Genomic DNA, 21,133 nt, shown 5'->3' on the forward strand with positions numbered 1-21,133 from the left:
CCCCTGACCTAGGTATGCTGCGAAAGCCGAAGAATTGACCTAGTGAGAGCGGTTGTCATGTCAACCGTATGCGCATCGCAGCAACAACCCTGCCCCTCGTCTTCGGCGTGTCTCTTGTGACGCCGACAGCCCTGGCGGCTGAGAAGCCCGTGCCCGCAGCTCAGAGCTCAACCGACCGCTCTAGCGACGCAGAGTGCCTTGACCAGTTCCTCAAGGGTGGCGAGGCGAAGGCAACGCCCTTCATCCAGGCGAGCAGTCAGGAAGAAGCAATCAAAAAGCTCAATGACTACCAATGTGGAAAGGGCGCATCGGTACGTTTTACAACACCCAACTATGGGCCTTGCACGCTAAACCCCGGTGCAGTTTACCTGCGGAAGGAATATGACTACAAGGCTGCGGGTAATAAGCCTATCACGACATGCACCACGCCCGTAACATCTATCACTCACGCTGAAGAGATTCACTACAAGTGGTATGCGTGGTGGAAGAAGGCCGGCGGCACAACGATGTCAGGTGGTCGCAATATCGCAAAGCTCGAGCAGAAGAACGTGGTGAAGACCTGCAAGGGAACCACGAACACCACGTTTATTGGTTCCACGCTCGGTACGATCGTTTGGAAAAACAAGACCTACTACGCGCGGTCCTACACGAAGGTTGCTCAACTGAAGCGCACGATGTAGGCATGATCGCAGTCTTCGTAGACGGCTCAGCCAAGGTCGCACTCACGTCGGAAGACGAGCTTCTGAAGATCCTTGATAGCAACAAAAATCTTAGGACAAGAGTCTCATGGGAAGACTTGGACCTAGCCGGTGCAGCTCGGATTGAGAATAATCTGTACATTTGGGCTGCTGGAGACCTGAACGAATCGCCAGCGATTGCTTCAGCCCATGCAACATCAGAAGAAGCGACCGCCTGGATTGAAGATGACCCGATGAAACAATCTGGGTATTCAGCCGAAGTTCTGAGCCTCATTCGCCTGCCGATCGATGATCTCACCCAATTAGAGGTCTGACGTAACAGTGGAGGGGTAAGGCAGGTTTTCTGCCTTACCCCTCCACTGTTTTCTCACTCCGGCTCAACCGGGGTCCAGTGCAAGATCTTCATGTTCACCGGGCTCGTGCCGCCCATCCACGCATCGATCAGCGCGGCGTTGAAGGTCGCTGCGGCTTCCTCGTACTCCTGCGCTTCGATGCACGCGGCCACGGTCTCCATCTCAGACGCGTCGAGAGGGACGGTCGTCGTGATGTGCGTACGGTCTTCGATCGACGATGCTTTACCGCCCGTGTCGATCTCGACCTTCACCGTGCCTGGGATGGTGAAATGGCGCATCGCTGCCATGCGGTCCGCCTGGACTTTCCGCGCACCTCCCATGCCACGCTGCACGGCGGTGCGGCGCTTCTCTACGACCGGTGAGGCTTTCGCGAGCGGCATAGGGTTGCCGTCGCGATCGGCAGTCTTGGCCCATCGCTGCGCCTGACGATCACTCACGCCGGCCCACTGTGCCGCCTTCTTGATCGCCGCTGCGTGCGCGCTTCGCCTCGCCATTCACGCGGGCGAGCTCGCGTCGCTTCTGGCGGGGTGTACGGGCCTTGCTCAGACGCTCAGCGAGCTGGGCTTCCGCCTCGAAACGCGCGCGACGTTCGGCGCGCTGCGCGTGGTTTCGCACCATCTGCGGCACGGTCATGGCGCACCCCGACGCCCCGTCGCCCGCCGGCCCCAAGCCTCGACGTGCTACGACACCCCCGGCACATGCCGCGCGGCGCGCCTCACCCGACACGCCCGACACACCCACCGGCGCGTCATTCCCCCACAGCACCCACATACCCGGTATACATGTGAATACCGGGTATGCATACTGCGTATGCGGTAAGGGAACGGGAGCGTGACGTGCGCCGTCGACACATCGTCGGCGGCGCACGTCAGGCCTCACGAAGGGAAATGAACGATGACGCAACCAGCCCTCGAGCTCGACGGCGTGAGCAAGGTGCACCCCTCACCCGCGGGTGACGTGCACGCGTTGAAGGACATCAGCCTCGCGCTGTACCCGGGCGAACTCGTGGCCGTGATGGGCCCGAGCGGTTCGGGCAAGTCGACGTTGCTCAACATGGCCGGGGGCCTCGACGCGCCGACGAGCGGCGATGTGCGCATCGGCGGTGCGAGCATCGTCGGCGTCGGCCAGAAGGAGATGGCGAGTCTGCGCCGACGCAGCGTCGGGTTCGTCTTCCAGGACCTCAACCTCGTCCCGGCGCTGACGGCGGTCGAGAACGCCTCGCTCCCCCTCGAACTCGACGGCATGGGCCTGCGCGCCGCCCGCGCGGCCGGCCTCGAGGCGCTCGACGCCGTCGGCCTGGCCGACCTCGCCGACCGCTACCCCGAGGAGATGTCGGGCGGCCAGCAGCAGCGCGTCGCGATCGCGCGCTCCCTCGTCGGCGAGCGCCGCGTCGTGCTCGCCGACGAACCGACGGGCGCGCTCGACTCAGTCACGGGTGAAGAGGTGCTCATGGTGCTGCGTCAGCGCTGCGACGCGGGCGCCGCCGTCCTGCTCGTCACGCACGACTCGCGGCACGCGTCGTGGGCCGACCGCATCGTCAACCTGCGTGACGGCGCCGTCGTCGGCATCGTCGGCGACGAACCCGAGCCGTTCGGGGAGAGCGCCGTCACCCGCTCGCACGGTGCGACGAGTGTGACAGCAGCAACGACGGAGGGCCGGGCATGATCACCGCGTCCGACCACCTGTCGCGGGTGCAGGAGCTCGCCGTCGTCAGCGTGCACACGTGGGTGCAGGGCTCGCCCCCGTCGCACGTGACGACGAAACCGGCCGAATCGTGGCTCGATGCGACGCACGGGCCGGCGCTCGAGGGCGTGTTCCTGTCGACGCCGGCGCTCGTCGTCCTGCTCGTCGGCATCATCGCCGTTGCGCTCGTCATGGCGGTGCGGACGGCCGGCGCGACGCGCGCGTCGCGTCCGGCGATCTCGCACCTGTCCGCACCTGCCAGTCGTGGGTCGCGCAACTCATCGGCGTCGGACGCCTCGCGCGCAGAGGGTCGTTGAGATGGCCTCCCCCCTCGCCGGATGGCGGCTGCCGCTGCGCCTCGCGTGGCGCGACATCATGCGTTACAAGGGCCGCTCGGCGCTCGCTGCGCTGCTCATCCTGCTGCCCGTCATGGCGCTGGCGACGATGCTCGCCTTCATCTCGACGTTCGAGATCAGCCCTGACGAAGAACGCGCCCGCGCCGTGGAAGGGCTCGGTGGCCTCGTCACGGTGTCCGCCGAGAAACCGGGCGTACCGATGCCGGCAGCCGGACGCGCCGTCACGACATCGAAGCCTCCGACGGCTGCGGAGGTGAGCGATCAGGCGGGCGTTGCCGCGCTCGAGGCCCACCAGGAAGGTTTCGTGTTCGCCGCCACACAGGAGACGACGTCGGGTGGGTTCACGTCGACGTGGGGCACCGTCATGCTGACCGACGCCACCTCGCCCCTGCTCGCACGCAAGGCCACTCTCGTCTCGGGGCGCCTGCCGTCGAAGCCGGGTGAGGTCGCCGTCACCGAGTACGGCAAGAACATGGGGTTGCCGACCGAGGGGCCGATGCAGGCGCGCTCTGACTCCGGAAACCCGTCCGACAGCAAGACGGTGCACGTCACCATCGTCGGCACCGTGACGACGCCGTTCGCGGATGTCGCCGCCGTCGGGCCGGTGCCGACGGGGTACAAGCCGAGCTCGTCACCGGGGTTCCTCCTCGACGACACGCGCACGTTCTCGGCCGCTGACGTCGAGCAGTGGCACCGATTCGGCCTCGACCTGACGACCCGCGACAACGTGTCCGCGCAGGCGAGCGCCTATGACGTGAATACGACGGGCGATTCGAGCATGGCCTTCGCCATCGCCGTCGCGACGATGGCCTTCGTCGCCGTGACGGCACTGCTCGCCGGCCCGGCGTTCGCGGCCGGCGCGACGCGTCAGCGTCGCAGCCTCGGGCTCGTCGCGGCGAACGGCGGCACCCGCGCCGTCCTGCGCCGCATCGTCCTGGCCAACGCGATGATCCTCGGTGCGCTGACCGCGCTCGTCAGTGCCGTCCTCGGCACCGCGCTCGGTGTCGTCGCCGCGAAGATCGCCTGCCGGCAGGTGACGACCCTCGACGCGCCCACCGACATCCGATTCAGCTGGATCGTCGGCCTCGTCGTCGTCTCGACGCTCGCCGCGCTCATCGCCGCGTGGGTGCCCGCGCGGGCTGCGGGTCGTACCAACCTTCTGCAGGCCCTGCGCGGGCAGGTGTCGGCGCGTGTCGTCAAGCGTCGACTGCCGACGATCGGCGTCATCGCCGTCGCGGCCGGCACGCTGTGCCTGTTCTTCGCGACGCAGCGAGGGGGCGACGGGTCGTCGATGAGTGAGGAGGGGCAGACCGCCCTTGCGTACATCGGCGTGCCGCTGTTCTTCGGCGGCGCGGTGCTCGCGGTGCCGTACGTGCTCATGGTGGCCGGCAAGCTCGCCGGTCACCTGCCCCTGACGCCGCGCCTCGCGGTGCGTGAGGTCAGCCGTCAGCGCACGCGGGCGACGGCGTCGATCGGCGCGGTGCTCGCCACCGTCGCCGTGTGCACGGGCGTCAGCGTCTACGGCGCGAGCGAGGACGCGTACCTCGCCAAGACGTACACCCCGTCGATGCCGATGGGTGAGGCGGCGTTCGTCTCGAGCTCTCCCGGCTCGCGGACCAGTGAGGCGGACGACAACACAGCCATCGCGGCGATCCGCAAGATCGTCCCCGGCGCCGCGGGTGCGTGGACAGTGGGCGCCGGAGACTTCATGCCCCGCTATCTCGCAGGGAAGTGCCCGGCGAAGGGCTCCGGTCAGGACGCCGCCGCCGCGGCCGTCAGCGTGCTCGGCGTCGACGACGCCGGCATGAAGCTCATGGGCCTCGATGCCGCGACGCGAGATGCTCTGAAGCGAGGTGAGTTCCTCCACGTCGGGCCATCGACGAACGACAGCCTGGGCGTGGCGGGATGGGGCCCCCAGTCGAGCGCCACGACGATCACCGACGGCAAGGTCACGCTGGCCGCGGTGCAGTGGAAGAACGCCGAGCTGCCGGAGGCGACCGTCGCATCCTGCTCGCCCCTGACGGTGCCGGCACGCCCCGTGTCGTTCGACGCCGCGTTCAAGCTCGCTGGTTCGACGCCGAACTCGCTCATCGCGACGCGCGAAACGCTCGCGAAGCATCACATGACGGCCCATCTCGCGGCGATCACCGTCGCGCCCGAGGGTGGGGTGAGCAAGAAGCTCGAAGGTCAGCTCAAGGCCGCCTCCCCGATCGACATGCCGTTGATGGTGGAGCGGGGCTACTCGAGCCCGATCCTCGTCATCCTCGGCATCATGACGGCGGCGCTCGCGTTCGTCGTCCTGCTCACGACGATCGTGTCGACGCTGCTCAACGACGCCGAATCGCAGGCCGATGCCGCGACGCTCGCGACCGTCGGGGCGCCCACGGGGATGCGGCGACGCATCGTCGGCGCGCACGCGGCGGCGATCGGCGTCATCGGTGCGCTCATCGGCATCGCCGTCGGCATCGCGCCGGGGCTCATCCTGGCGCGGGCCTCGACGAACCACATGATGGACGAGCGGACGCACCAGCTCAGCGGCGGCACGTACGCGATCCCATGGTGGTCGCTCGCGATCATGCTCATCGCGGTGCCACTCGTCGCAGCGCTCGTGTCGATGCTGTTCGCACGCCGCAAGCCGGTGCTGACGAGGCGCGAGCGGTGAGCGTCATGCACGACTCGCGCCGGGTTCGGCGGGTTCGGCGGGTTCGGCGGGTGGGCGCGCCGCGTCGTACCGTTGAACGTTCATCGTTCACCGCGACGACGCGAAGGGGGCTGACGTGAGCGTTCGTAACGGCCTGCTCGCGCTGCTCGCGTCGCAGGAGATGTACGGCGCGCAGCTACGCTCCGAGTTCGAGGCGCGCACGGGCGGGCAGTGGCCCCTCAACATCGGCCAGGTCTACACGACGCTCGGGCGCCTCGAGCGCGACGGCCTCGTCGAGGGCGCGGGCGCGGCCGACGACGAGGGCCGCATTCCGTATCGCCTCACCGAGACGGGGCGCGGTGAAGTGGATTCGTGGTGGGCCCAGGCCGTCCCGCGCGACGTGACGCCACGCAACGAACTCGCCATCAAGTTGGCGCTCGCCGTCACGATGCCAGGGGTCGACGTGCGTGCGCTCGTCTCGACGCAACGCACCGCGACGATGCGGCACCTACGCGAGCTCAACCGGTCGAAACCGCGCCGCACACCGGGCGCGCCGAGCGCTCCGACGCCCGACGAGCTCGTCCTCGAATCGCTCATCTTCGCCGACGAGGCCGAGCTGCGCTGGCTCGACTACGTCGAGGAGCGGCTGGCTCGCGGCTGACGTCGTGCGCGGTCCACATGGATCGCGAGGTGGGAGCGCCTGGCGCGGGGTTGACGTCGAGGTGCTTCGTCGCGCGCGCCTCAGTGCTGACGCGGTAGCTCGCGCCAGGTGCCGGTTCGCACCGCCTGTGCGAGGTCGCCCCGACGCGCTCGGGCGGCGCTGAACGTGGGGCACCGCTCCTCGTGAAGCACCCGGCCACGTCGACTCACACAGACGGCCCAGGGGCAACGAAACACGAAACGGGTCAATGCCAGCAGCGGAACCAGGAGCAACAGCAGAGCCAGCTCGCCGATGAGGTAGACCAGGACGACGATGAGCGGGACGAGCACGATGGCGAAGATCACCGCCGAGATCAGGTCATCACCGCCGGGGGATGCACTGAGGAGCTGCCCGGCCCACCGGTGAGCCCGGGGGCTCCACGGCAGCCACCGGCAACGCACCGCATAGGCGCGCGGTTTCGTGCCCGCTGCCGCGGGTTCCTTGACTCTCATGTTCTGTCCCTGAATTCATGAACACGACGCCATGCCACTGCCGCGGCGACGAGCACCCGTGTGCATGTGGAGGCGAAAGGCCCAGGTTTCCGGGGTTGTCGGTGGCCAGGTTCACAATAGAGGCATGCCCCGCCTCACGATGATGCTCGCGCCGCCGCAGGTGCGTCGCGCTGCCCGTCGTCGCGGGGTGACGAAGGCGCGCCTCGCGGACGAGCTGCAGACGTTCGTCGAGGTCAAGCCCGCGCCGGGGCGCTGGAAGACGGCGGCACACATCACGACGTGCGTGACGCTGACGGTGCTGGCGTTGTCGTTCGTCCTCGGCCCACAGCTCGGTCTGCTCGGGTTGACGGGCACGTTCTTGTGCACCGTCAGCGTCAAGCGGACGTGGCGTCACCGCGTCACCATCCTCGCGTGCATGACGCTCGCGTACGTCGCGGCGTTGACGATCGGGGTGAGCGTCGCAGGACATGCGGTGCTCACGACGGTCGCGCTGACGGCGATCGCCGGCGTCAGTGTGCTTCTGTACCACGCGCTCGTCGGCGACCCGCCTGGCCCTGTCTTTCTGACGATCGGCCCGGCCATCGGCACGTATCTGCCTACGGTCGGCGTGCCCGGCAGCCGGTTCCTGCTGGCAGCAGGCTGTGGCGCCGTGATGTCGAGCGTGCTGAGCCTCGCGCTGCAGTACCCGCAGCGTCACGAACCGGAGGATCAAGCCGTCGACGAGGCGCAGGAGGCGTGTGACGCGTACTTCGAGTCAGACCCGGACGGCGATTTCGTCGAGACGGGCCGCCTGCGGGACACGGCGTACGCGTCGATCTTCTCCGCGGCGTGGGCGTTGAGCGCGGCGACAGGCCGCCGTCACCCCGACCCGCACTGGCGCGAGCTGACGAAGCGCCTGCGCCGGTTGCACATCGAAGTCGTCCAGCGCACCGCCGCGACGCGACTGCCCGGGGCCGTGATCGCCGTCCCCGTCATGGCGCAGGCGCGCTACCTCGGACGCCCACCGCGGCGCTACCTGCTGCGCTGGGGGTTGTCGCGCTCGTCCTTGCCTGCGCTGATCGCGCGGCGCGCAGCGCTCGCGGTGCTGCTCACGTGCGTGCTCGCATACGCACTCGGCGTCACGCATCCGTACTGGGCGGTCATGACGACGGCGCTGCTCATCTCCCTCGGCGGCGACCGGTTGACACTGACGCATCGCGCCGCGCACCGCTTCGTCGGCACGGTCGTCGGGGTGGGGTTGTTCTTCCTCGTCAGCCTCACGCATCCGAGCGGCTGGTGGGTCATCGTCGTCGCGCTGATGTGCGTGTACCTGCTGCAGTGGACGGTCGTGCGCAACTATGCGCTGGGCTCGATGTTCATCACGCCGATGGCGCTGCTCGTGGCGTCGGCGGGCACGGCGCACAAGCCGATCGGTGAGTTGATGCTCGATCGCATCTTCGAGACGGCCCTGTCGTGCGTCATCTGCCTGTTCGTGCTGTGGGCGTTCGGGCGTCGTCTGCCCGTGCTGCTCGTGCGTCGTCAGTTCCGTCGCGCCCTGCGCGCCCTCGAGCGGGTGCTGCTGCTCCTGGCCGACGGTGAGCACAACTCCGAGCGGGGCGTCAGCGCGCGGCGCGACCTCGTCTTCGAGCAGCTCGAGGCCGCGCACGTCCTGCAGATCGCACAGCGCGACCTGCCGCGCGTGCTCGGGTCGTGGAGCGAGCTCGAGGCGAGCCTCGGTTCGGCCACGTACGTGACCCTCGCGGCGTGCTGGACGCACGATCCGCTCGCTCACCTCGACGCCAACGCGATGGCGTCACGCCTCGCGCGCCTCATCCACGACCTGCCGCCCGTCTCGACGCAGCTCGTCGACGCGACGACCATCGCCGCGAGCGTCGACGACCTACTCGACGTCGGGGGGCACGGCACCGCGCCGCGCCCGTAGCGGTGTCGTCGCGACAGCCGACGCGGTGCTCCCCACGTCCCGCACCCACCCCACGCGGTGAGTGCGATGAGCCGGACATGTACACGTTTTGCGGCTTCTCGTACACATCGCCCGAACGTGTCGATGGCATCACCATGTCGTCACCGCGAAGGCTCCGACGTCGGCGGATCAGCGATCGGTTGCCTCGGCCAGCGTGTCGAGGAGCGCGCGATTGAGGTAGACGACGCTGCGTCCGAGTTGCTGGCGCTCGAGAACATCGTGCTGCGCCAGGACGGAGAGCCACTTCGAAGCGGTTTGACGCTTGGCCAAGCCTGCGTCGACGATCGCCTCGATGCGGACGTACGGCTGCGCGAACAGCACCCGCGCGAGGTCTGACGCGGGTGCCTGCGCCGGGAGATGCCGGCGGATCGCGTCCTCCGCTTCCCGGCGCAGCCCTTCGATGACCTCGACGAGCGAGAGCGTCCATCGAGCGGTGGCGCCGACCGCACCCACCATGTAGAGGATCCAGCCCTGCCAGTCATCCTGGGCGGTGACGGCGCGGAGGCGGGAGTAGTACTCGTCCTTCGTACGAACGATGTGGCCCGACAGGTACAGCACCGGCTGCTCGAGCAGCCCCTTCTCGACGAGGAGCAGGAGGTTGATCACGCGACCGGTGCGTCCGTTGCCGTCGAAGAACGGGTGGATCGCCTCGAACTGGTAGTGCTGCATCGCCATCACGACGAGCGGGTCGAACCCCGAGTCGGCGTGCAGGAAGCGTTCCCACCCGGACAGATGCTCGGCGATGACGTCTGCACCCTCGGGCGGCGTGTAGATGCGTTCACGGTTGACGGGGTTGCCGATATAGGTCCCCGGTTGATTGCGCAGAGTGGCGGTTCGGCCCTGCAGCTCGCTGCAGATCTCGAGTGCTGTTCCTGACGTCAGGGGGCGCGTCTGCAGCGAGTCGAACCCGACCCACAGGGCACGGCGGTAGCGCAGGGCCTCCTTGACCGCCGGGGACGTCCTGGTGTCCGGCATGTCCGCGGCAGCGCGGAACAGCTCGTCGTTCGTGGTCACGACGTTCTCGATCTCGCTCGAGGCCTGCGCCTCGAGAACCGGGAGCAGGTGAACGAGCATCGTCGGGTCCGGCAGGCGCCGGACCGCTTGATCCAGGGCGGCGAGGGCTCGACTGGCGGCGATGACCTCCTTGAGCACCGCCGGCGTCTCGACCTGCGTCGAGGGAGGAAGAGGCGGCAGATCCTGGTACGGAACGTCGGGGCCGGTCCACATGAGGACGAGCGTACGCGCCTGAGCACCCTGACATGTACACGTTTTGCGATTTCTCGTACATATCGCCCGAACGTGTCGATGGCATCACCATGTCGTCACCATGACGGCGCCCTGTCGTCACCCTGTCGACGTCCTCGCGGGAGCCGCTGACGCGCCGCCCGAGTCGGCCGTGAATGTGCTGAGGGGCATGGTGCTGCTGGACCTGACCTGCCAGGATGACGACGAAACGTCATTGCCTCTCGAAGGATCGATCATGGCGAGCATCAGGAGGCCACCGTCGAGGAGGCGACGACGATGATGACGTCGAGGAGGCGACGACGATGATGACGTCGAGGGCGCGCGCGTGGGCCGAGGCCGACCCGCATTCGTTCCCCACGCCCGTCCAGAAGTGATCACGCCCGCCGAGCGAGGAGAAGCATGAACATCGGATCCGAGATGACGATCGCCGAGATGATCGTCGAAGCGCTCGCCGAGTACGGCGTCAGCGAGTTCTGGGGTGTGGTCGGTGACGCGCTCAACCCCGTGGTCGACGCCATCCGGCGTGAGGACCGCATCGAGTGGGTCGGTGTGCGCCACGAGGAGGCGGGCGCGTTCGCCGCATCCGCGCAGGCGCAGCTGACGGGGCGTCTCGCGGTGTGCATGGGCACCGTCGGGCCCGGCGCGATCCACCTGCTCAACGGCCTGTACGACGCGAAGAAGTCGCACGCGCGCCGGTGCTCGCGGTCTGTGGGCAGGTGCCGACGGAGGAGATCGGCACGAGTTTCTTCCAGGAGGTCGACAACGACGCGTTGTTCAGTGACGTCGCCGTCTTCACCGCGACGGTGACGAGCGCCAACCAGATGCCTCAGCTGCTGGAAGCCGCCGTCGCACACCAGGGCGTCGCGGTGCTCAACCTGCCGGGCGACATCAGCGGGTTGAAGCTGCCGCACGGCACGCGGACGCCGCGGTTCGCGCCGCCGCCGCTGCCGTCGTCACCGGCTGCGGATTCGCTCGACGGGGCCGCCGCCGCGCTGCGGGATGCCGAGAAGGTGACGCTGCTCGTCGGTCGCGGTGCGCGTGAGGCGCGAGAGGAGGTGCTCGCGCTCGCCGAGAAGCTCGCCGCGCCGACGGTGCTGACCCTCAAGGCGAAGGAGGGGCTCGAGCACGAGAACCCGTACGAGGTCGGCCAGAGCGGGCTCATCGGCAACCCGGCGGCCGTCGGCGCGATGGACGAGTGCGACGTGCTGTTCATGATCGGCACCGACTTTCCGTACCGCGAGTGGTATCCGGAGGGCAAGAAGGTCATCCAGCTCGACACGCGCACGCAGCACATCGGACGCCGCACGCCCGTCGACATCGCGCTCGTCGGTGGTGCGCGCGAGAGTCTGCGGGCGCTGCTGCCGATGCTCGAGCCGGCGTCAGGGCGCGAGCACCTCGAGAAGGCGCAGTCGAAGTACGCGGAGTGGATGGACGATCAGCGCAAGCTCGCCGACCCCTCGTTCGACGAGTCGCTGCTCGGCAAGGTGCGCTCGCTCGGCGACAACCCGGAAGAGAAGGTGCGTCCGGAGGCCGTCGCGCTCGCGCTCGACGAGGTGTGCCCGACGAACACGATCTTCACCTCCGACACGGGCATGTCGACGGTGTGGCTGTCGCGGCTGCTGCCGATGCGCGGAGAGCGCCGTCTCATCGGCTCGTACAACCCTGGGCTCGATGGCGAACGCCATGCCGATGGCGCTCGGCGCGCAGGCGCTCGATCGTCGTCGCCCCGTCGTCGCACTGTGCGGTGACGGCGGCCTCATGATGCTCGTCGGCGACCTGCGCACCGCCGTCACGTACGGCCTGCCGGCGACGTTCGTCGTGTTCAACAACAGCAAGCTCGGGATGGTGAAGCTCGAGCAGGAACAGGTCGGGCTGCCCGAGTACGGCACGGCGCTCGACAACCCGAACTTCGCCGACGTCGCCGCCGCGATGGGTTTGCGCTCGCGGCGCGTCGAGGACCCGGCCGAGTTGAAATCGGTTCTGCGCGAGGCCGTTTCGTCACCGGAGCCGTGGCTCGTCGAAGTCGTGACGAACCCCGACGAGGTGTCGGTGCCCGGCAAGGTGAAGCCCGCCCACGCGTTCGGTTTCGCCAAGGCCAAGGTGACGGAGTTCTTCACCGACCGCGGCCCGACGGGTGGCGGGGAGCACTGAGCGTGCACTAATTCTGCGCTGAGCCGACGGCCGGACGAGCATTGTTGCTCGCCCGGCCGTCGTCGTGAACATCACCGCGGCTCGGCACGGATCGGCCAGCCTCCTCCGGCTATGGCTAGAACCTTCGTTGGAGATGCACCCCTCGGATTGGCGCGCGAATACGGCTTGGCCCTGGTGTCTGGCGGCTCACCAAATAGACGACAAACATCGCGCAATAATTCTTGCGCTTCTAGCCGGTCGGTGGCAGGCTTGCGGCTATGAACGCCACGCCAGGGCGCGATGAGGCTACACACATCACGGATCCCAAAGCCGTCGCGGCTATCACGCACCCACTTCGAATGAGGCTGCTCGGCGAGTTGGCGCGCCGTGGCACAGCTCGGGTGAAGGATCTTGCGGACTTGCTCGACGAGCCAGCCAACTCCGTCAGTTTCCACCTGCGCCAGCTGGCCCGATATGAGTTGATCGAGCCCGACCCGGACCACACGGGCGACCGTCGCGAGCGGTGGTGGCGGCCGACCTCCGAGCGCGGGTTTCATATCGACCTGGCGGCGCTGCGGGCGCAGACCGGGGGTGAAGCGGCGGTGGACACGCTTCGACGGGTCGCGGAGGGGCACGTGGTCGCCCTGCATCGGGCAATCCAGGCTCAGGTTGGCGACGGCGCCGAGCTCGATCCCTCCGGTAGCTCATCGCCCTGCTCAATCAGCCAAGACTTCGCAGTTTGGCTTGATGATCAGGAGTTGGTCGAGATGCGCGCCGAGCTCAGCGCCGTTCTGGACAAGTGGAGCGAGCGATCCCGGGACCGTCGCAACCAGGCAGTGGCACATCCCAACCGGCGCGGCTACTACGGCATGCTCTTGGCCGCTCCCGAGGACGAAATGTTCCGCGTGTACGCCCGCCAGGAGGAAAATCGATGATGGATACCGCCGACTACGACGCGTTCGCCCCCGCTTATGTCGAGGAGAACGAGAATGGCCTGTTCAACAAGTGGTACGAACGCCCCGAGGTGCTACGCCTGGCCGGTGATGTTGAGGGGCTTCGAGTGCTGGACGCCGGCTGCGGCCACGGACCCTTGACGAAAGAGCTGCGCGATCGTGGCGCAACCGTAAGTGGCTTCGATGTCAGCCCCGCGATGATCGCCATCGCCCGCGACAGGCTGGGTGAATGCGCCGACATACGGGTGGCCGATCTCGCTGCCCCGCTGCCCTATGGGGACAACGAGTTCGACCTGATCACGTGTTCTCTTGCGCTGCACTACGTCGAAAACTGGAGACCCACGCTCGGCGAACTGCGTCGCGTTCTACGCCCGGGCGGGCGGCTGATCGTCAGCCTGCTTCACCCCTTCCTCTTTGCCGCCCTGCACCGAGACCAGGACTACTTCGCACTCACCCAGTACTCCGAGGACTATGCGTTCGGCCAGACCACTACCGTGCTGACCTACTGGCACCGGCCCTTGCAGGATGTCCTCAATGCGTTCATCGACGCGGGCTTCACCTTTATCAGCCTGACTGAACCCAAGGTGCACCCCGACACCCCCAGCGAACTGCTGCCCCCAGGCGACAAACGGCAATTCCTCAGCTTCCTCTTCCTCACGCTCGCCCTACCCTGAGAACCCCGCGCGCCAGCAACTAACCAGCTTTGAACACCCTCATCACGACGTCACCGCGGAGGCGAAACCGCCTAGAGAATTCTTCGACCACGCGCGACCCACATCGCCACAGCACGGACGAAACCGACGGCCGGACGAGCATTGTGCCTCGTCCGGCCGTCGTCGTGAACATCACCGTGGCTCGGCTCTGAGGACCCGACGGCGTGAAGGTGGCGCTGATGACCCCCCGCAGGGCAGATAGCCTGCAGGAATGCTTCCCCTCGTGGCTCTCCACGGCCTTGCCAGCACCTCAGACGAGTGGGATGAATTCGCGCGGTCGCTCCCGCCTGCCTGGGAATTCATCGCCTTTGATCAGCTGGCTCACGGATCCGCTGCGGAAATGACCGGGGATCTGTCGCGCGAGGCACACGTCGCGCATGTCGTGTCGCAGATCCGTCGTCACGCGGCCACCCCCTGCGTGCTCGTCGGTCAGTCGATGGGCGCCCACACGGCCATGCTCGTCGCGGCGCATCACCCTCAGCTCGTGTCCGCACTCGTTCTCATCGAGGGCGGCGTCGGGGGTGAGGGACCCGAAGCGACGACAGATGTCATCGCATGGGTTCGCACGCTCGTCGACGACCAGGGAGAACCTCGTTTCGATGCGGTGGCCCTGGCGCGCGCCATCCAAGCAGTCCACGCGCAGCAGTTCTGGGAGGACTGGGAGCAGGTTTCGTGTCCGACGCTCATCGTGCGCGCACAGCACAGTTTCATCGCAAACGAAGAGCACGAACGCATGGCTGGCCGGCCAGGAACGCGGGTCGCGCTCGTCGCCGAGAGCGGACACGACATCCACCTCGCTAGGCCCGAGCCCTTGGCGCGGATCGTCATCGACTTCCTGCGCGAAGCCATCGCCGCATGACGGGATGATCCCCGGGGCGGCCGAACCGGGCTGACGTCCCATATCGGCGCGCACCCGGTCACGGTCGGGTGAGTCCGCCGGTCTGCCGGGCTGTGTGGCACATGGATCCGTCAATCCGACTTCATGGGCACGCAGCGTCTCGATCCGCGCCTCAGCCGCGCGCGAGCAGGACGTCGCGGGTGATCTCGAGGTGGCCAAGGTGCTGCGCGAGCTCCTCGACGACGTGCAGGAGCACGGCGCGGCAGTCGGTGACCTGATACGAGCGCGCCGGGGCGTCGACTCGGTCGGCCGGCGGGGCCACCGGGAGCGCGTCGAGGTCGGTGGCGGCGACGTCGTCTATGAAGGCCTGACGTTCGCGTGCGGCGCGTTCGACGAGCGTCGAGACGGGGCCGGTGGCGGTGAACTCAGCGTCGCGGTCGCGCGGAACGGTGCCCCCCAGGTTGACGGTGCTCGACCACCGACGCATCGCCCCGAGGCAGTGCGTCAGCAGCGCGTAGGGGCTGTTCGAGCCGGCGACGGGCAGCGTCGCGTTGGCCGTCGCGTCATCCATGTCGCGCACGATGGTGACGATCGCGTCGAACTTCGCCAGCACGTAGGCGAGGATGACGTCCTTCTCCGAAATCTGCGTCATGCCGCCAGTATGACGGCCCGTGGGCCTGCAGTTCGTGCCGGCGATTCGCCCCTGACGGCGAGGGAGACGCCGTCTACCGTGGCCGCATGAGCGATGCCCCCAGCTGATGCAGACCGTCCTCGACGCGCGTGATCCGCGGCGCCTCGCGGAGTTCTATCGGCAGTTCCTCGGGCTGACGTATCGCGCCGGGACGAGCTACCGAGTGACGGCCCGGATGATGCCGACTGGCTCGTGCTGACGCACGCGGGCGGCCGCCGAGCGCTCGCGTTTCAACGCGACGAGGACCTCGAACCCACGACGTGGCCCGAGGGGCGCGTGCCGATGCAGATGCACCTCGACCTGACGGTGCCGGCCGTGGCCTCGCTCGAACGGCAGCGGGAGCGCGCCGTGTCGCTCGGCGCGACGCAGGTGCTCGACCGCTCCGATGACGACGATGAAGCCCTCTACGTCTTCACCGAACCCGCCGGGCATCCGTTCTGCGTGTTCGTGGCGTGACGGTTGGCTCAACCGAGGCTGCGCACCTCAAGTACCACGTGGTCCTGCTCGGCGCGTGCTGGCGGGGGAAGTAGGCGCGGCGTAGCCCCGTGAAGTAGCACGAGCCGGGCCGGACGTGCGGATCCCGAGGCCTCGCGCCATGACGGCATCTCTTCGCCTCGCAACTCGCCATGTTCGAACATATGTACTAAACTGGAGTCATGGACGAGGTCGCGCGCACCCTGCTTCGGCAGGCACGCAACCTCCCGGTTCTCGATCGGTTCGAGCTCTGGGAGGCGCTGAGTCACGCCCTCTTCGACGAGGCACTCAACGCCGAGGGCGCCTTCGTCGAACGTCCCGTCATGACGCTCGACGAGCGGGCCGCAGCGCTCGAGGAGGCCGCTGTCTCGCTCGAGCGCGCTGCTGCCACCGCGTCGCGGGTGTCACGCTCCGCGGACGCGACGATGCACGCTCTCGCCGCACGCCACCACACCGTCCATCGCGAGCGTGACGACATCGAGTGGGAGTCGATGGACGATCGCGACTACCCCCTGACGCCCGGCGAGTTCGCCGCGGCAGCGCTCGGCCCTGCCCTGGGCGTGTCCAGTTCTCACGCCGAAGCGATGGCCGCTGATGCCGAGCGCATCCGCCACTGCCTGCGTCCCCTCTTCGAGCAGGCCGGCGCCGGGCGTGCGCGCATGAGTTCGGTGGTCAAGATCAGTGATGTGCTGGCGCATCTCGACGACGCGCAGATCGCGGTGGCGTTGCCGCACCTGATCCACGCGAAGGCTGCCACCGCGGGCTCCACGGCGGCGAGCAACCGCACGACGCGAGTCCTCGACGCCCTGGGGTTGACCGAAGACGAGGACGAGATCGACATAAGGGCACAGCTCGGTGTCTGGTTCGCGCCACACCCCGAGCACCCGACCCTGACGGAGCTGCGCGCGGTCCTGCCCGCGCGCGACGCGGCGGATCTCAAGGCCGCCATCCACTCCCACGCACAGGAGCTTCGCGACTCGGCCCCGCACGTACTCGACGTCGCGCTGCGCGAACCGATCAATGCGCTGCGCGTGGACGCTCTCGTCCTGCTGGCGCTGGCCAACGTGCACGTCACACCGGTTCTGCACCTCCAGGTGCCTGTTGTGCGCTCTCGTCCCTCGGTGGCCGGTGGCGCGGAGGCGGTGGAGCGGGTTACTCACACCTCCGGGCCAACGCTCGACGGGAGCGCGAGCCGCGTCAGCGTCCTCGACGCGGATGGCGTCTGGAGCGGCCGTTCCGGGCCTGGGTGGCCGGATGCCGCACGCGCATCGGAGCGAGTGTGGAACCGCCATTCCGGCTCAGGTGGCCCCGACTCCACTCGCGAAGCGAGCGGCGTGTGGACCCGCCGTCCGGGCTCAGGCGGCCCGAATGCCGCTCGCTTATCGGAGGGTTTCGGTGGCGTGGGGCCGCCCAGCGGTGCCGATGGCGTCCCCCTGCGAGGCGGGGTGGGCGAACACAGCTCGACGAACGGCTTCGGTGATGCCCGCGTGCCGGGCGTCGGGACGATCGTGGCCGCTGTCGTCGAGGAGCTGGCCCGCGTGGTGGGCGCGGTGTTCACGACGGAGCTCATGGACGCCGAGCGCTGGACGACGATCGCCACGAGCACGCAGAAGTATCGTCTGTCGACGGCAATCCGCACGTTCGTGGAGCGTCGCGATGTGCACTGCCGGTTCCCCTGGTGTTCGCGCCGCGCGGAGGGGTGCGATGCCGACCACGTCGTCCCCTTCGCCGACGGCGGGGAGACGAGTGCCGCGAATCTGCAGATGTTGTGTCGTCATCATCACCGGGCGAAGACGTTCGGTGGTTGGGCCGTGCAGATGAACGCTGACGGGGTGTGCACCTGGCAATCGCCTTCGGGGCCGATGATGCTGACCCACCCGAACGATGCCGTCCCCCGCGATCCTGACGACCAGAGCTTCACCGTCGATCTCGACCGCGCGGCTTGGCCACTCGCTGCGGGACCTGCGGCTCTCGAAGCCACGCGTCCAGCCGAGAGCGCGCCGGCCGGCTAGTTTCAGCCCGGGCGCACCGCGAGCATCGCCCCACGCCGCTAGCCCGGCCGGTGCGTGTCCCTACCCGAGATGACGACGGTCGTCGTGGCCGCGGGCCCAGCCGTGCGTCACCCAGCCACCCTGGCTCGAACGCTGTACCTCTGGGCTGTCACTCCATCCGCGTGGGTCGCTTGGGCGACTGAGAGCCGCCGCTGATCACAGCGTCGTAGACCTCGTCGACCGCACGCGGTATCCCACCTCCAACGGGACGTCGGCCAGCGCCATTACCTTCGCCGCCGGCGTCGCCGGGCCCCGCGTCGCCGCCGACGACCTCGTTGACGCCCCCGTCGCGCGACGTCTGCGCTCCGGCACACCTCACGCCTGCGCGCGCCAACATCTGCGCCTGCCAGGGAGCGCGCAGCGCCGCGGCATGCAGGGCGGGCTCGTCGCTGAGCACACGATGCGCGGCGTCCTGACGCAGGTGCCCGTCGTGCAGCAGCGCGAGGTCGTCGGCCCACTCCCACGCGAACGCGAGGTCATGCGTCGACAGGGCGATCGTCGTACCGCGTTCCTCGAGCGACGTGAGGCTCGCGAGCAGCGCCTCGACGCCGGCCGGGTCGAGACCGGCCGTCGGCTCGTCGAGCAGCAAGTACGCGGGGCGCATCGCGACGGCACCCGCGATGGCCACGCGTTTCTGCTGCCCGAACGACAGTTGATGAACCGGCCGATCCGCGAGGTCGCTGATCCCGAGGACGTCGAGCGTCTCCTCGACGCGTCGCCGCACCTCGTCGGGCGGCAGCCCGAGGTTGGTCGGGCCGAACGAGACGTCCGCGAAGACGTCCGCCGAGAACAACTGATCCGCCGGATCCTGAAGCACGAGCTGCACGAGCTGTCGATGACGCTCCAGCCCGCGCCGCGAACGCTGCAACGCCACCCCGTCGACGACGACGTCCCCTGACGTCGCCGCAACCGACCCGGCCACGGCGCGCAACAGCGTCGTCTTGCCTGCGCCGTTCGCGCCGACGAACGCGAGCCGCCGCCCCGGCTGCACGTTGAGGTCGACGCCGTCGAGTACGGCGTCCCGACCGCGATACCCCACGCGCAGATCCCTGACACCCAACCCACGGGTACCAGTTGCCTCCCGGCCGCCGGGCTCAGCCACACGTGACTCACTATCTCGAGCGACGCCGTTCGGCCCAGCTTGCCTGTTCTGCAGCCACCTGTTCATCGCGACATCACCGCCCACGTCATGAGGGCGCTGACGACGAGCACGACACCACACAGCGACCGCCACGACGCCTGCCGCGCGGGCGTCGTGACGATGAGGTCGCCCGTGTATCCACGTCCGGCGAGCCCCGCTTCGAGGCGCTGGGCGCGCGTCCAGGCCCGGACGAGCACCCCCGCGAGCAGCGTCCCAGTGCTCGCGAGCGCCGCGCGGCGCGTCGCGTAGCCGAGGCGCGCCGTCTGACTCTCCCGGATCGTGCCGACCGAGTCGAGCAGCGTGAAGATCATCCGATACACGACGCCCGCGATCTCGACGAGAAACGCCGGCACCCCGACGCGCCGCAGCCCGCCGAGGACGTCCGTCATCGGCGTCGTCAGCGCGAGCACGAGGACGGCAGCCGCCCCCGCCGCTGCACGCGACCCCGTCAGAACGGCTCGATCGAGCGACGATCGCCCGATCGAGAACGGCCCCGCCTGCCACAGCGCGTCATCGGGCGCGGGGCCGATCGACACGAGCACGCCCACGAGGCCGATGACGACGAACACCGCCGGCAGCGCCCACACACGCAGCACGAGCCCTGGCGCGACGCGCGCACCCACCGTGACGGCGACGAACGCGACGACGACGACGGCCAGGTCGACGCGTACGTCCCGCGCCACCATCGCCACGGCGAGAAGACCGAGCGCCAGCGCAGCCTTCTCGCTGACGGCGTGCGTGCGCCACGCGCTGCTCCACGCCGCCTCGTCGATCGCGAGATGAGCCACGCTCAGGCGATCCGCGAACCGTCGGGCGCGTTCGTGACGAGACCCGTCGCAGCGTCATCACCCGGGGCAGGACGACGTGACGCAACGCCGCTACCCGCACTCGCGACACCCGACGCCGCGTCGCGGTTCTTGCGACGCTCGCGGAACGTGCCGAGGACGAAGCCGAGGAAGCCCGCACCGAGCGCGGCCTGCATCGCGAACAGCCCCGATTCGACCTCGCCACCGGGCTGCGTCCAGAACGGCTCGAACCACGGCTTGTAGTCGGGGTCGGACTTCTCGATGGTCTCGGTGGCCGCAGCGTCCGTGCCACTGAAGTCGCCACTGCGCGTGCCCATGACGAGCGCCAGGACGAAGATCGCCGCCGCGAGCACGACGAGGAGGACGTTCGTCAGTCGACGGTCACGCACGGCTCGCCTCCTTCGCCTCGACGTCGGCCGAGACCGCGACACCCGCATCGAACCCACGATCGCGTCCGAATCCCAGACCGGCGAGCTCCGGGCCGGCCCAGGAGCGCAGCGCGTTCATGAGCAGCACACCGACGAGGCCCTCGACGATGGCGAGCGGAATCTGCGTCACCGCGAACAGCCCGAGAAACCGCGACCATGCGCCGACGAAACCCGTCGCGCGGTCGGGGAAGGCGAGGGCGAGCTGCGTCGCCGTCGTCACGTACGTCATGAGGTCGGAGACGGCGACGGCGCAGAACACGGCGATCGACAGCGGCGCGCGACGCATCAGCCGATAGACGCCGTACCCGGCCCACGGCCCGACGACTGCCATCGACATGACGTTCGCGCCGAGCGTCGTCAGCCCGCCGTGCGCGAGCAACAGCGCCTGGAACAGCAGCACGATCGTGCCCAGCGCCGCCATGACAGGCGGGCGGAAGATGATGGCGCCCTCGCCGGTGCCCGTCGGATGCGACGAACTCCCGGTGACGGACGGCAACTTGATGGCCGACAGCACGAACGAATACGCCCCGACTCCGCCGAGCAGCAGCTTCGACTCCGGATGCTTCTCGATCGTGCGCTTGATCTCGCGCGCTCCGTGGATGACGAAGGGTGCCGCTACCGCACTCCAGGCGGCAGCGTGAACAGGGGGCAAGAACCCCTCAGCGATATGCATGAGTGCACCTTCCCGGGATGACGCGTCCCGCTCGATGGCGTCACCCCGAGTTCCTGACTCACGGAAATCCCGTTCACAGTGGCGCGACCGTGCCGGATTCTCACCGGCTTCCTCGTCCTGGGTGACGCGCGCTGCCCACCCTAGCGA

Annotated in this window: 25 protein-coding genes and 1 riboswitch; of the genes, 16 read left to right on the forward strand and 9 right to left on the reverse strand. The window is 68.4% G+C overall.

Annotated features, from left to right (window positions below; translation table 11 throughout):
* The first annotated feature begins 68 nt into the window (after positions 1-68).
* Both AX669_RS13175 and AX669_RS13180 read left to right on the forward strand, forming a co-directional pair.
* Entirely contained in the window at positions 69-680 is a 612-nt protein-coding gene (locus AX669_RS13175) for a hypothetical protein (protein WP_156444887.1), read from the forward strand.
* 2 nt (positions 681-682) lie between these two features.
* Positions 683-1,012 carry a hypothetical protein gene (locus AX669_RS13180; protein ID WP_131941650.1) on the forward strand — a complete coding sequence of 110 codons (330 nt, stop codon included), beginning with the start codon at positions 683-685 and terminating at the stop codon, positions 1,010-1,012.
* A 53-nt stretch (positions 1,013-1,065) separates the two neighbouring features.
* On the opposite strand, the gene AX669_RS01755 is transcribed toward AX669_RS13180, so the two are convergent.
* Both AX669_RS01755 and AX669_RS01760 read right to left on the reverse strand, forming a co-directional pair.
* Entirely contained in the window at positions 1,066-1,488 is a 423-nt protein-coding gene (locus tag AX669_RS01755; protein WP_143181554.1) for a hypothetical protein, read from the reverse strand.
* Positions 1,481-1,684, reverse strand: a complete 204-nt coding sequence (locus AX669_RS01760; protein WP_006943496.1) for a hypothetical protein — start codon at positions 1,682-1,684, stop codon at positions 1,481-1,483. The genes AX669_RS01755 and AX669_RS01760 overlap by 8 nt, the downstream gene beginning before the upstream one ends.
* Positions 1,685-1,945: 261 nt before the next feature.
* Here AX669_RS01760 and AX669_RS01765 point away from each other — a divergent pair, with 261 nt between their 5' ends.
* From AX669_RS01765 to AX669_RS01780, 4 genes are all read left to right on the forward strand, one after another.
* On the forward strand, positions 1,946-2,716 hold the full coding sequence (locus AX669_RS01765) for an ABC transporter ATP-binding protein (RefSeq protein WP_062256182.1): 771 nt from the start codon (positions 1,946-1,948) through the stop codon (positions 2,714-2,716).
* Complete coding sequence (locus AX669_RS01770; protein WP_062256184.1) at positions 2,713-3,051, forward strand: hypothetical protein; 339 nt, start codon at positions 2,713-2,715, stop codon at positions 3,049-3,051. The genes AX669_RS01765 and AX669_RS01770 overlap by 4 nt, the downstream gene beginning before the upstream one ends.
* A 1-nt stretch (position 3,052) precedes the next feature.
* A complete protein-coding gene (locus AX669_RS01775) occupies positions 3,053-5,752 on the forward strand; it encodes an FtsX-like permease family protein (protein ID WP_062256185.1) in 2,700 nt (899 codons plus the stop codon).
* Positions 5,753-5,867: 115 nt separating this feature from the next.
* Positions 5,868-6,392 carry a PadR family transcriptional regulator gene (locus AX669_RS01780; RefSeq protein WP_062256187.1) on the forward strand — a complete coding sequence of 175 codons (525 nt, stop codon included), beginning with the start codon at positions 5,868-5,870 and terminating at the stop codon, positions 6,390-6,392.
* Between the two features lie 80 nt (positions 6,393-6,472).
* On the opposite strand, the gene AX669_RS13185 is transcribed toward AX669_RS01780, so the two are convergent.
* Positions 6,473-6,883: a hypothetical protein gene (locus AX669_RS13185; protein WP_131941745.1), complete on the reverse strand. Its 411-nt coding sequence runs from the start codon at positions 6,881-6,883 to the stop codon at positions 6,473-6,475.
* 124 nt (positions 6,884-7,007) lie between these two features.
* Between AX669_RS13185 and AX669_RS01790 the strand changes: the two genes are divergently transcribed.
* Positions 7,008-8,804 carry an FUSC family protein gene (locus AX669_RS01790; protein WP_062256191.1) on the forward strand — a complete coding sequence of 599 codons (1,797 nt, stop codon included), beginning with the start codon at positions 7,008-7,010 and terminating at the stop codon, positions 8,802-8,804.
* A 168-nt stretch (positions 8,805-8,972) separates the two neighbouring features.
* Here the strand turns inward: AX669_RS01790 and AX669_RS01795 are convergent, their stop codons facing one another.
* Complete coding sequence (locus tag AX669_RS01795) at positions 8,973-10,070, reverse strand: Fic family protein (RefSeq protein WP_062256193.1); 1,098 nt, start codon at positions 10,068-10,070, stop codon at positions 8,973-8,975.
* Positions 10,071-10,487: 417 nt separating this feature from the next.
* Between AX669_RS01795 and AX669_RS13765 the strand changes: the two genes are divergently transcribed.
* The 6 genes from AX669_RS13765 (at position 10,488) to AX669_RS01815 (ending at position 14,743) form a co-directional block, all read left to right on the forward strand.
* Positions 10,488-10,895, forward strand: coding sequence for a thiamine pyrophosphate-binding protein (locus tag AX669_RS13765; protein WP_240742565.1), 408 nt, complete (start codon positions 10,488-10,490; stop codon positions 10,893-10,895).
* Positions 10,805-11,836 (forward strand): hypothetical protein, encoded by a 1,032-nt coding sequence (locus AX669_RS13770; RefSeq protein WP_253184183.1) that lies wholly within the window; start codon positions 10,805-10,807, stop codon positions 11,834-11,836. Before AX669_RS13765 ends, AX669_RS13770 begins: the two co-directional genes overlap by 91 nt.
* Entirely contained in the window at positions 11,760-12,239 is a 480-nt protein-coding gene (locus AX669_RS13775) for a thiamine pyrophosphate-dependent enzyme (protein ID WP_231729367.1), read from the forward strand. Before AX669_RS13770 ends, AX669_RS13775 begins: the two co-directional genes overlap by 77 nt.
* A gap of 257 nt (positions 12,240-12,496) precedes the next feature.
* Positions 12,497-13,153, forward strand: coding sequence for a helix-turn-helix domain-containing protein (locus AX669_RS01805; RefSeq protein ID WP_082740477.1), 657 nt, complete (start codon positions 12,497-12,499; stop codon positions 13,151-13,153).
* On the forward strand, positions 13,150-13,845 hold the full coding sequence (locus AX669_RS01810; protein WP_312294783.1) for a methyltransferase domain-containing protein: 696 nt from the start codon (positions 13,150-13,152) through the stop codon (positions 13,843-13,845). The genes AX669_RS01805 and AX669_RS01810 overlap by 4 nt, the downstream gene beginning before the upstream one ends.
* A gap of 262 nt (positions 13,846-14,107) precedes the next feature.
* A complete protein-coding gene (locus AX669_RS01815) occupies positions 14,108-14,743 on the forward strand; it encodes an alpha/beta fold hydrolase (protein ID WP_160126253.1) in 636 nt (211 codons plus the stop codon).
* Positions 14,744-14,894: 151 nt separating this feature from the next.
* Here the strand turns inward: AX669_RS01815 and AX669_RS01820 are convergent, their stop codons facing one another.
* Positions 14,895-15,374 carry a DUF664 domain-containing protein gene (locus AX669_RS01820; protein ID WP_006947583.1) on the reverse strand — a complete coding sequence of 160 codons (480 nt, stop codon included), beginning with the start codon at positions 15,372-15,374 and terminating at the stop codon, positions 14,895-14,897.
* Positions 15,375-15,480: 106 nt separating this feature from the next.
* On the opposite strand from AX669_RS01820, the gene AX669_RS14150 reads away from it, so the two are divergent.
* The 3 genes from AX669_RS14150 (at position 15,481) to AX669_RS01830 (ending at position 17,899) form a co-directional block, all read left to right on the forward strand.
* Positions 15,481-15,612 (forward strand): VOC family protein, encoded by a 132-nt coding sequence (locus AX669_RS14150; protein ID WP_369815051.1) that lies wholly within the window; start codon positions 15,481-15,483, stop codon positions 15,610-15,612.
* Positions 15,606-15,869 (forward strand): VOC family protein, encoded by a 264-nt coding sequence (locus tag AX669_RS01825; RefSeq protein WP_006947573.1) that lies wholly within the window; start codon positions 15,606-15,608, stop codon positions 15,867-15,869. Before AX669_RS14150 ends, AX669_RS01825 begins: the two co-directional genes overlap by 7 nt.
* 200 nt (positions 15,870-16,069) lie before the next feature.
* Positions 16,070-17,899 (forward strand): HNH endonuclease signature motif containing protein, encoded by a 1,830-nt coding sequence (locus AX669_RS01830; protein ID WP_062256197.1) that lies wholly within the window; start codon positions 16,070-16,072, stop codon positions 17,897-17,899.
* Between the two features lie 148 nt (positions 17,900-18,047).
* Here the strand turns inward: AX669_RS01830 and AX669_RS01835 are convergent, their stop codons facing one another.
* The 4 genes from AX669_RS01835 to AX669_RS01850 form a co-directional block, all read right to left on the reverse strand.
* Positions 18,048-18,977, reverse strand: coding sequence for an energy-coupling factor ABC transporter ATP-binding protein (locus tag AX669_RS01835; RefSeq protein WP_231729368.1), 930 nt, complete (start codon positions 18,975-18,977; stop codon positions 18,048-18,050).
* Positions 18,978-19,102: 125 nt separating this feature from the next.
* Complete coding sequence (cbiQ, locus tag AX669_RS01840) at positions 19,103-19,867, reverse strand: cobalt ECF transporter T component CbiQ (RefSeq protein ID WP_062256198.1); 765 nt, start codon at positions 19,865-19,867, stop codon at positions 19,103-19,105.
* A gap of 2 nt (positions 19,868-19,869) precedes the next feature.
* A complete protein-coding gene (locus AX669_RS01845) occupies positions 19,870-20,274 on the reverse strand; it encodes an energy-coupling factor ABC transporter substrate-binding protein (RefSeq protein ID WP_062256201.1) in 405 nt (134 codons plus the stop codon).
* Positions 20,267-20,986, reverse strand: coding sequence for an energy-coupling factor ABC transporter permease (locus AX669_RS01850; RefSeq protein ID WP_006947566.1), 720 nt, complete (start codon positions 20,984-20,986; stop codon positions 20,267-20,269). Before AX669_RS01850 ends, AX669_RS01845 begins: the two co-directional genes overlap by 8 nt.
* Before the next feature lie 47 nt (positions 20,987-21,033).
* Positions 21,034-21,102, reverse strand: a riboswitch (cobalamin riboswitch).
* Between the last annotated feature and the right edge of the window lie 31 nt (positions 21,103-21,133).

This window comes from Dermacoccus sp. CCH2-D9, from assembly GCF_001556795.1.
Taxonomy (GTDB): domain Bacteria; phylum Actinomycetota; class Actinomycetes; order Actinomycetales; family Dermatophilaceae; genus Dermacoccus; species Dermacoccus nishinomiyaensis.

Bases quoted from the DNA above. Each gene is read 5' to 3' on its own strand.
- AX669_RS13765 (WP_240742565.1), top strand. From the start codon at position 10,488: ATGAACATCGGATCCGAGATGACGATCGCCGAGATGATCGTCGAAGCG.
- AX669_RS13775 (WP_231729367.1), top strand. From the start codon at position 11,760: ATGGCGAACGCCATGCCGATGGCGCTCGGCGCGCAGGCGCTCGATCGT.
- AX669_RS01820 (WP_006947583.1), bottom strand. From the start codon at position 15,374: ATGACGCAGATTTCGGAGAAGGACGTCATCCTCGCCTACGTGCTGGCG.
- AX669_RS01805 (WP_082740477.1), top strand. From the start codon at position 12,497: ATGAACGCCACGCCAGGGCGCGATGAGGCTACACACATCACGGATCCC.
- AX669_RS01790 (WP_062256191.1), top strand. From the start codon at position 7,008: ATGCCCCGCCTCACGATGATGCTCGCGCCGCCGCAGGTGCGTCGCGCT.
- AX669_RS01795 (WP_062256193.1), bottom strand. From the start codon at position 10,070: ATGTGGACCGGCCCCGACGTTCCGTACCAGGATCTGCCGCCTCTTCCT.
- AX669_RS01810 (WP_312294783.1), top strand. From the start codon at position 13,150: ATGATGGATACCGCCGACTACGACGCGTTCGCCCCCGCTTATGTCGAG.
- AX669_RS13180 (WP_131941650.1), top strand. From the start codon at position 683: ATGATCGCAGTCTTCGTAGACGGCTCAGCCAAGGTCGCACTCACGTCG.
- AX669_RS13175 (WP_156444887.1), top strand. From the start codon at position 69: ATGCGCATCGCAGCAACAACCCTGCCCCTCGTCTTCGGCGTGTCTCTT.
- AX669_RS01830 (WP_062256197.1), top strand. From the start codon at position 16,070: ATGGACGAGGTCGCGCGCACCCTGCTTCGGCAGGCACGCAACCTCCCG.
- AX669_RS01760 (WP_006943496.1), bottom strand. From the start codon at position 1,684: ATGACCGTGCCGCAGATGGTGCGAAACCACGCGCAGCGCGCCGAACGT.
- AX669_RS01765 (WP_062256182.1), top strand. From the start codon at position 1,946: ATGACGCAACCAGCCCTCGAGCTCGACGGCGTGAGCAAGGTGCACCCC.
- AX669_RS13185 (WP_131941745.1), bottom strand. From the start codon at position 6,883: ATGAGAGTCAAGGAACCCGCGGCAGCGGGCACGAAACCGCGCGCCTAT.
- AX669_RS14150 (WP_369815051.1), top strand. From the start codon at position 15,481: ATGCAGACCGTCCTCGACGCGCGTGATCCGCGGCGCCTCGCGGAGTTC.
- AX669_RS01850 (WP_006947566.1), bottom strand. From the start codon at position 20,986: ATGCATATCGCTGAGGGGTTCTTGCCCCCTGTTCACGCTGCCGCCTGG.
- AX669_RS01770 (WP_062256184.1), top strand. From the start codon at position 2,713: ATGATCACCGCGTCCGACCACCTGTCGCGGGTGCAGGAGCTCGCCGTC.
- AX669_RS01775 (WP_062256185.1), top strand. From the start codon at position 3,053: ATGGCCTCCCCCCTCGCCGGATGGCGGCTGCCGCTGCGCCTCGCGTGG.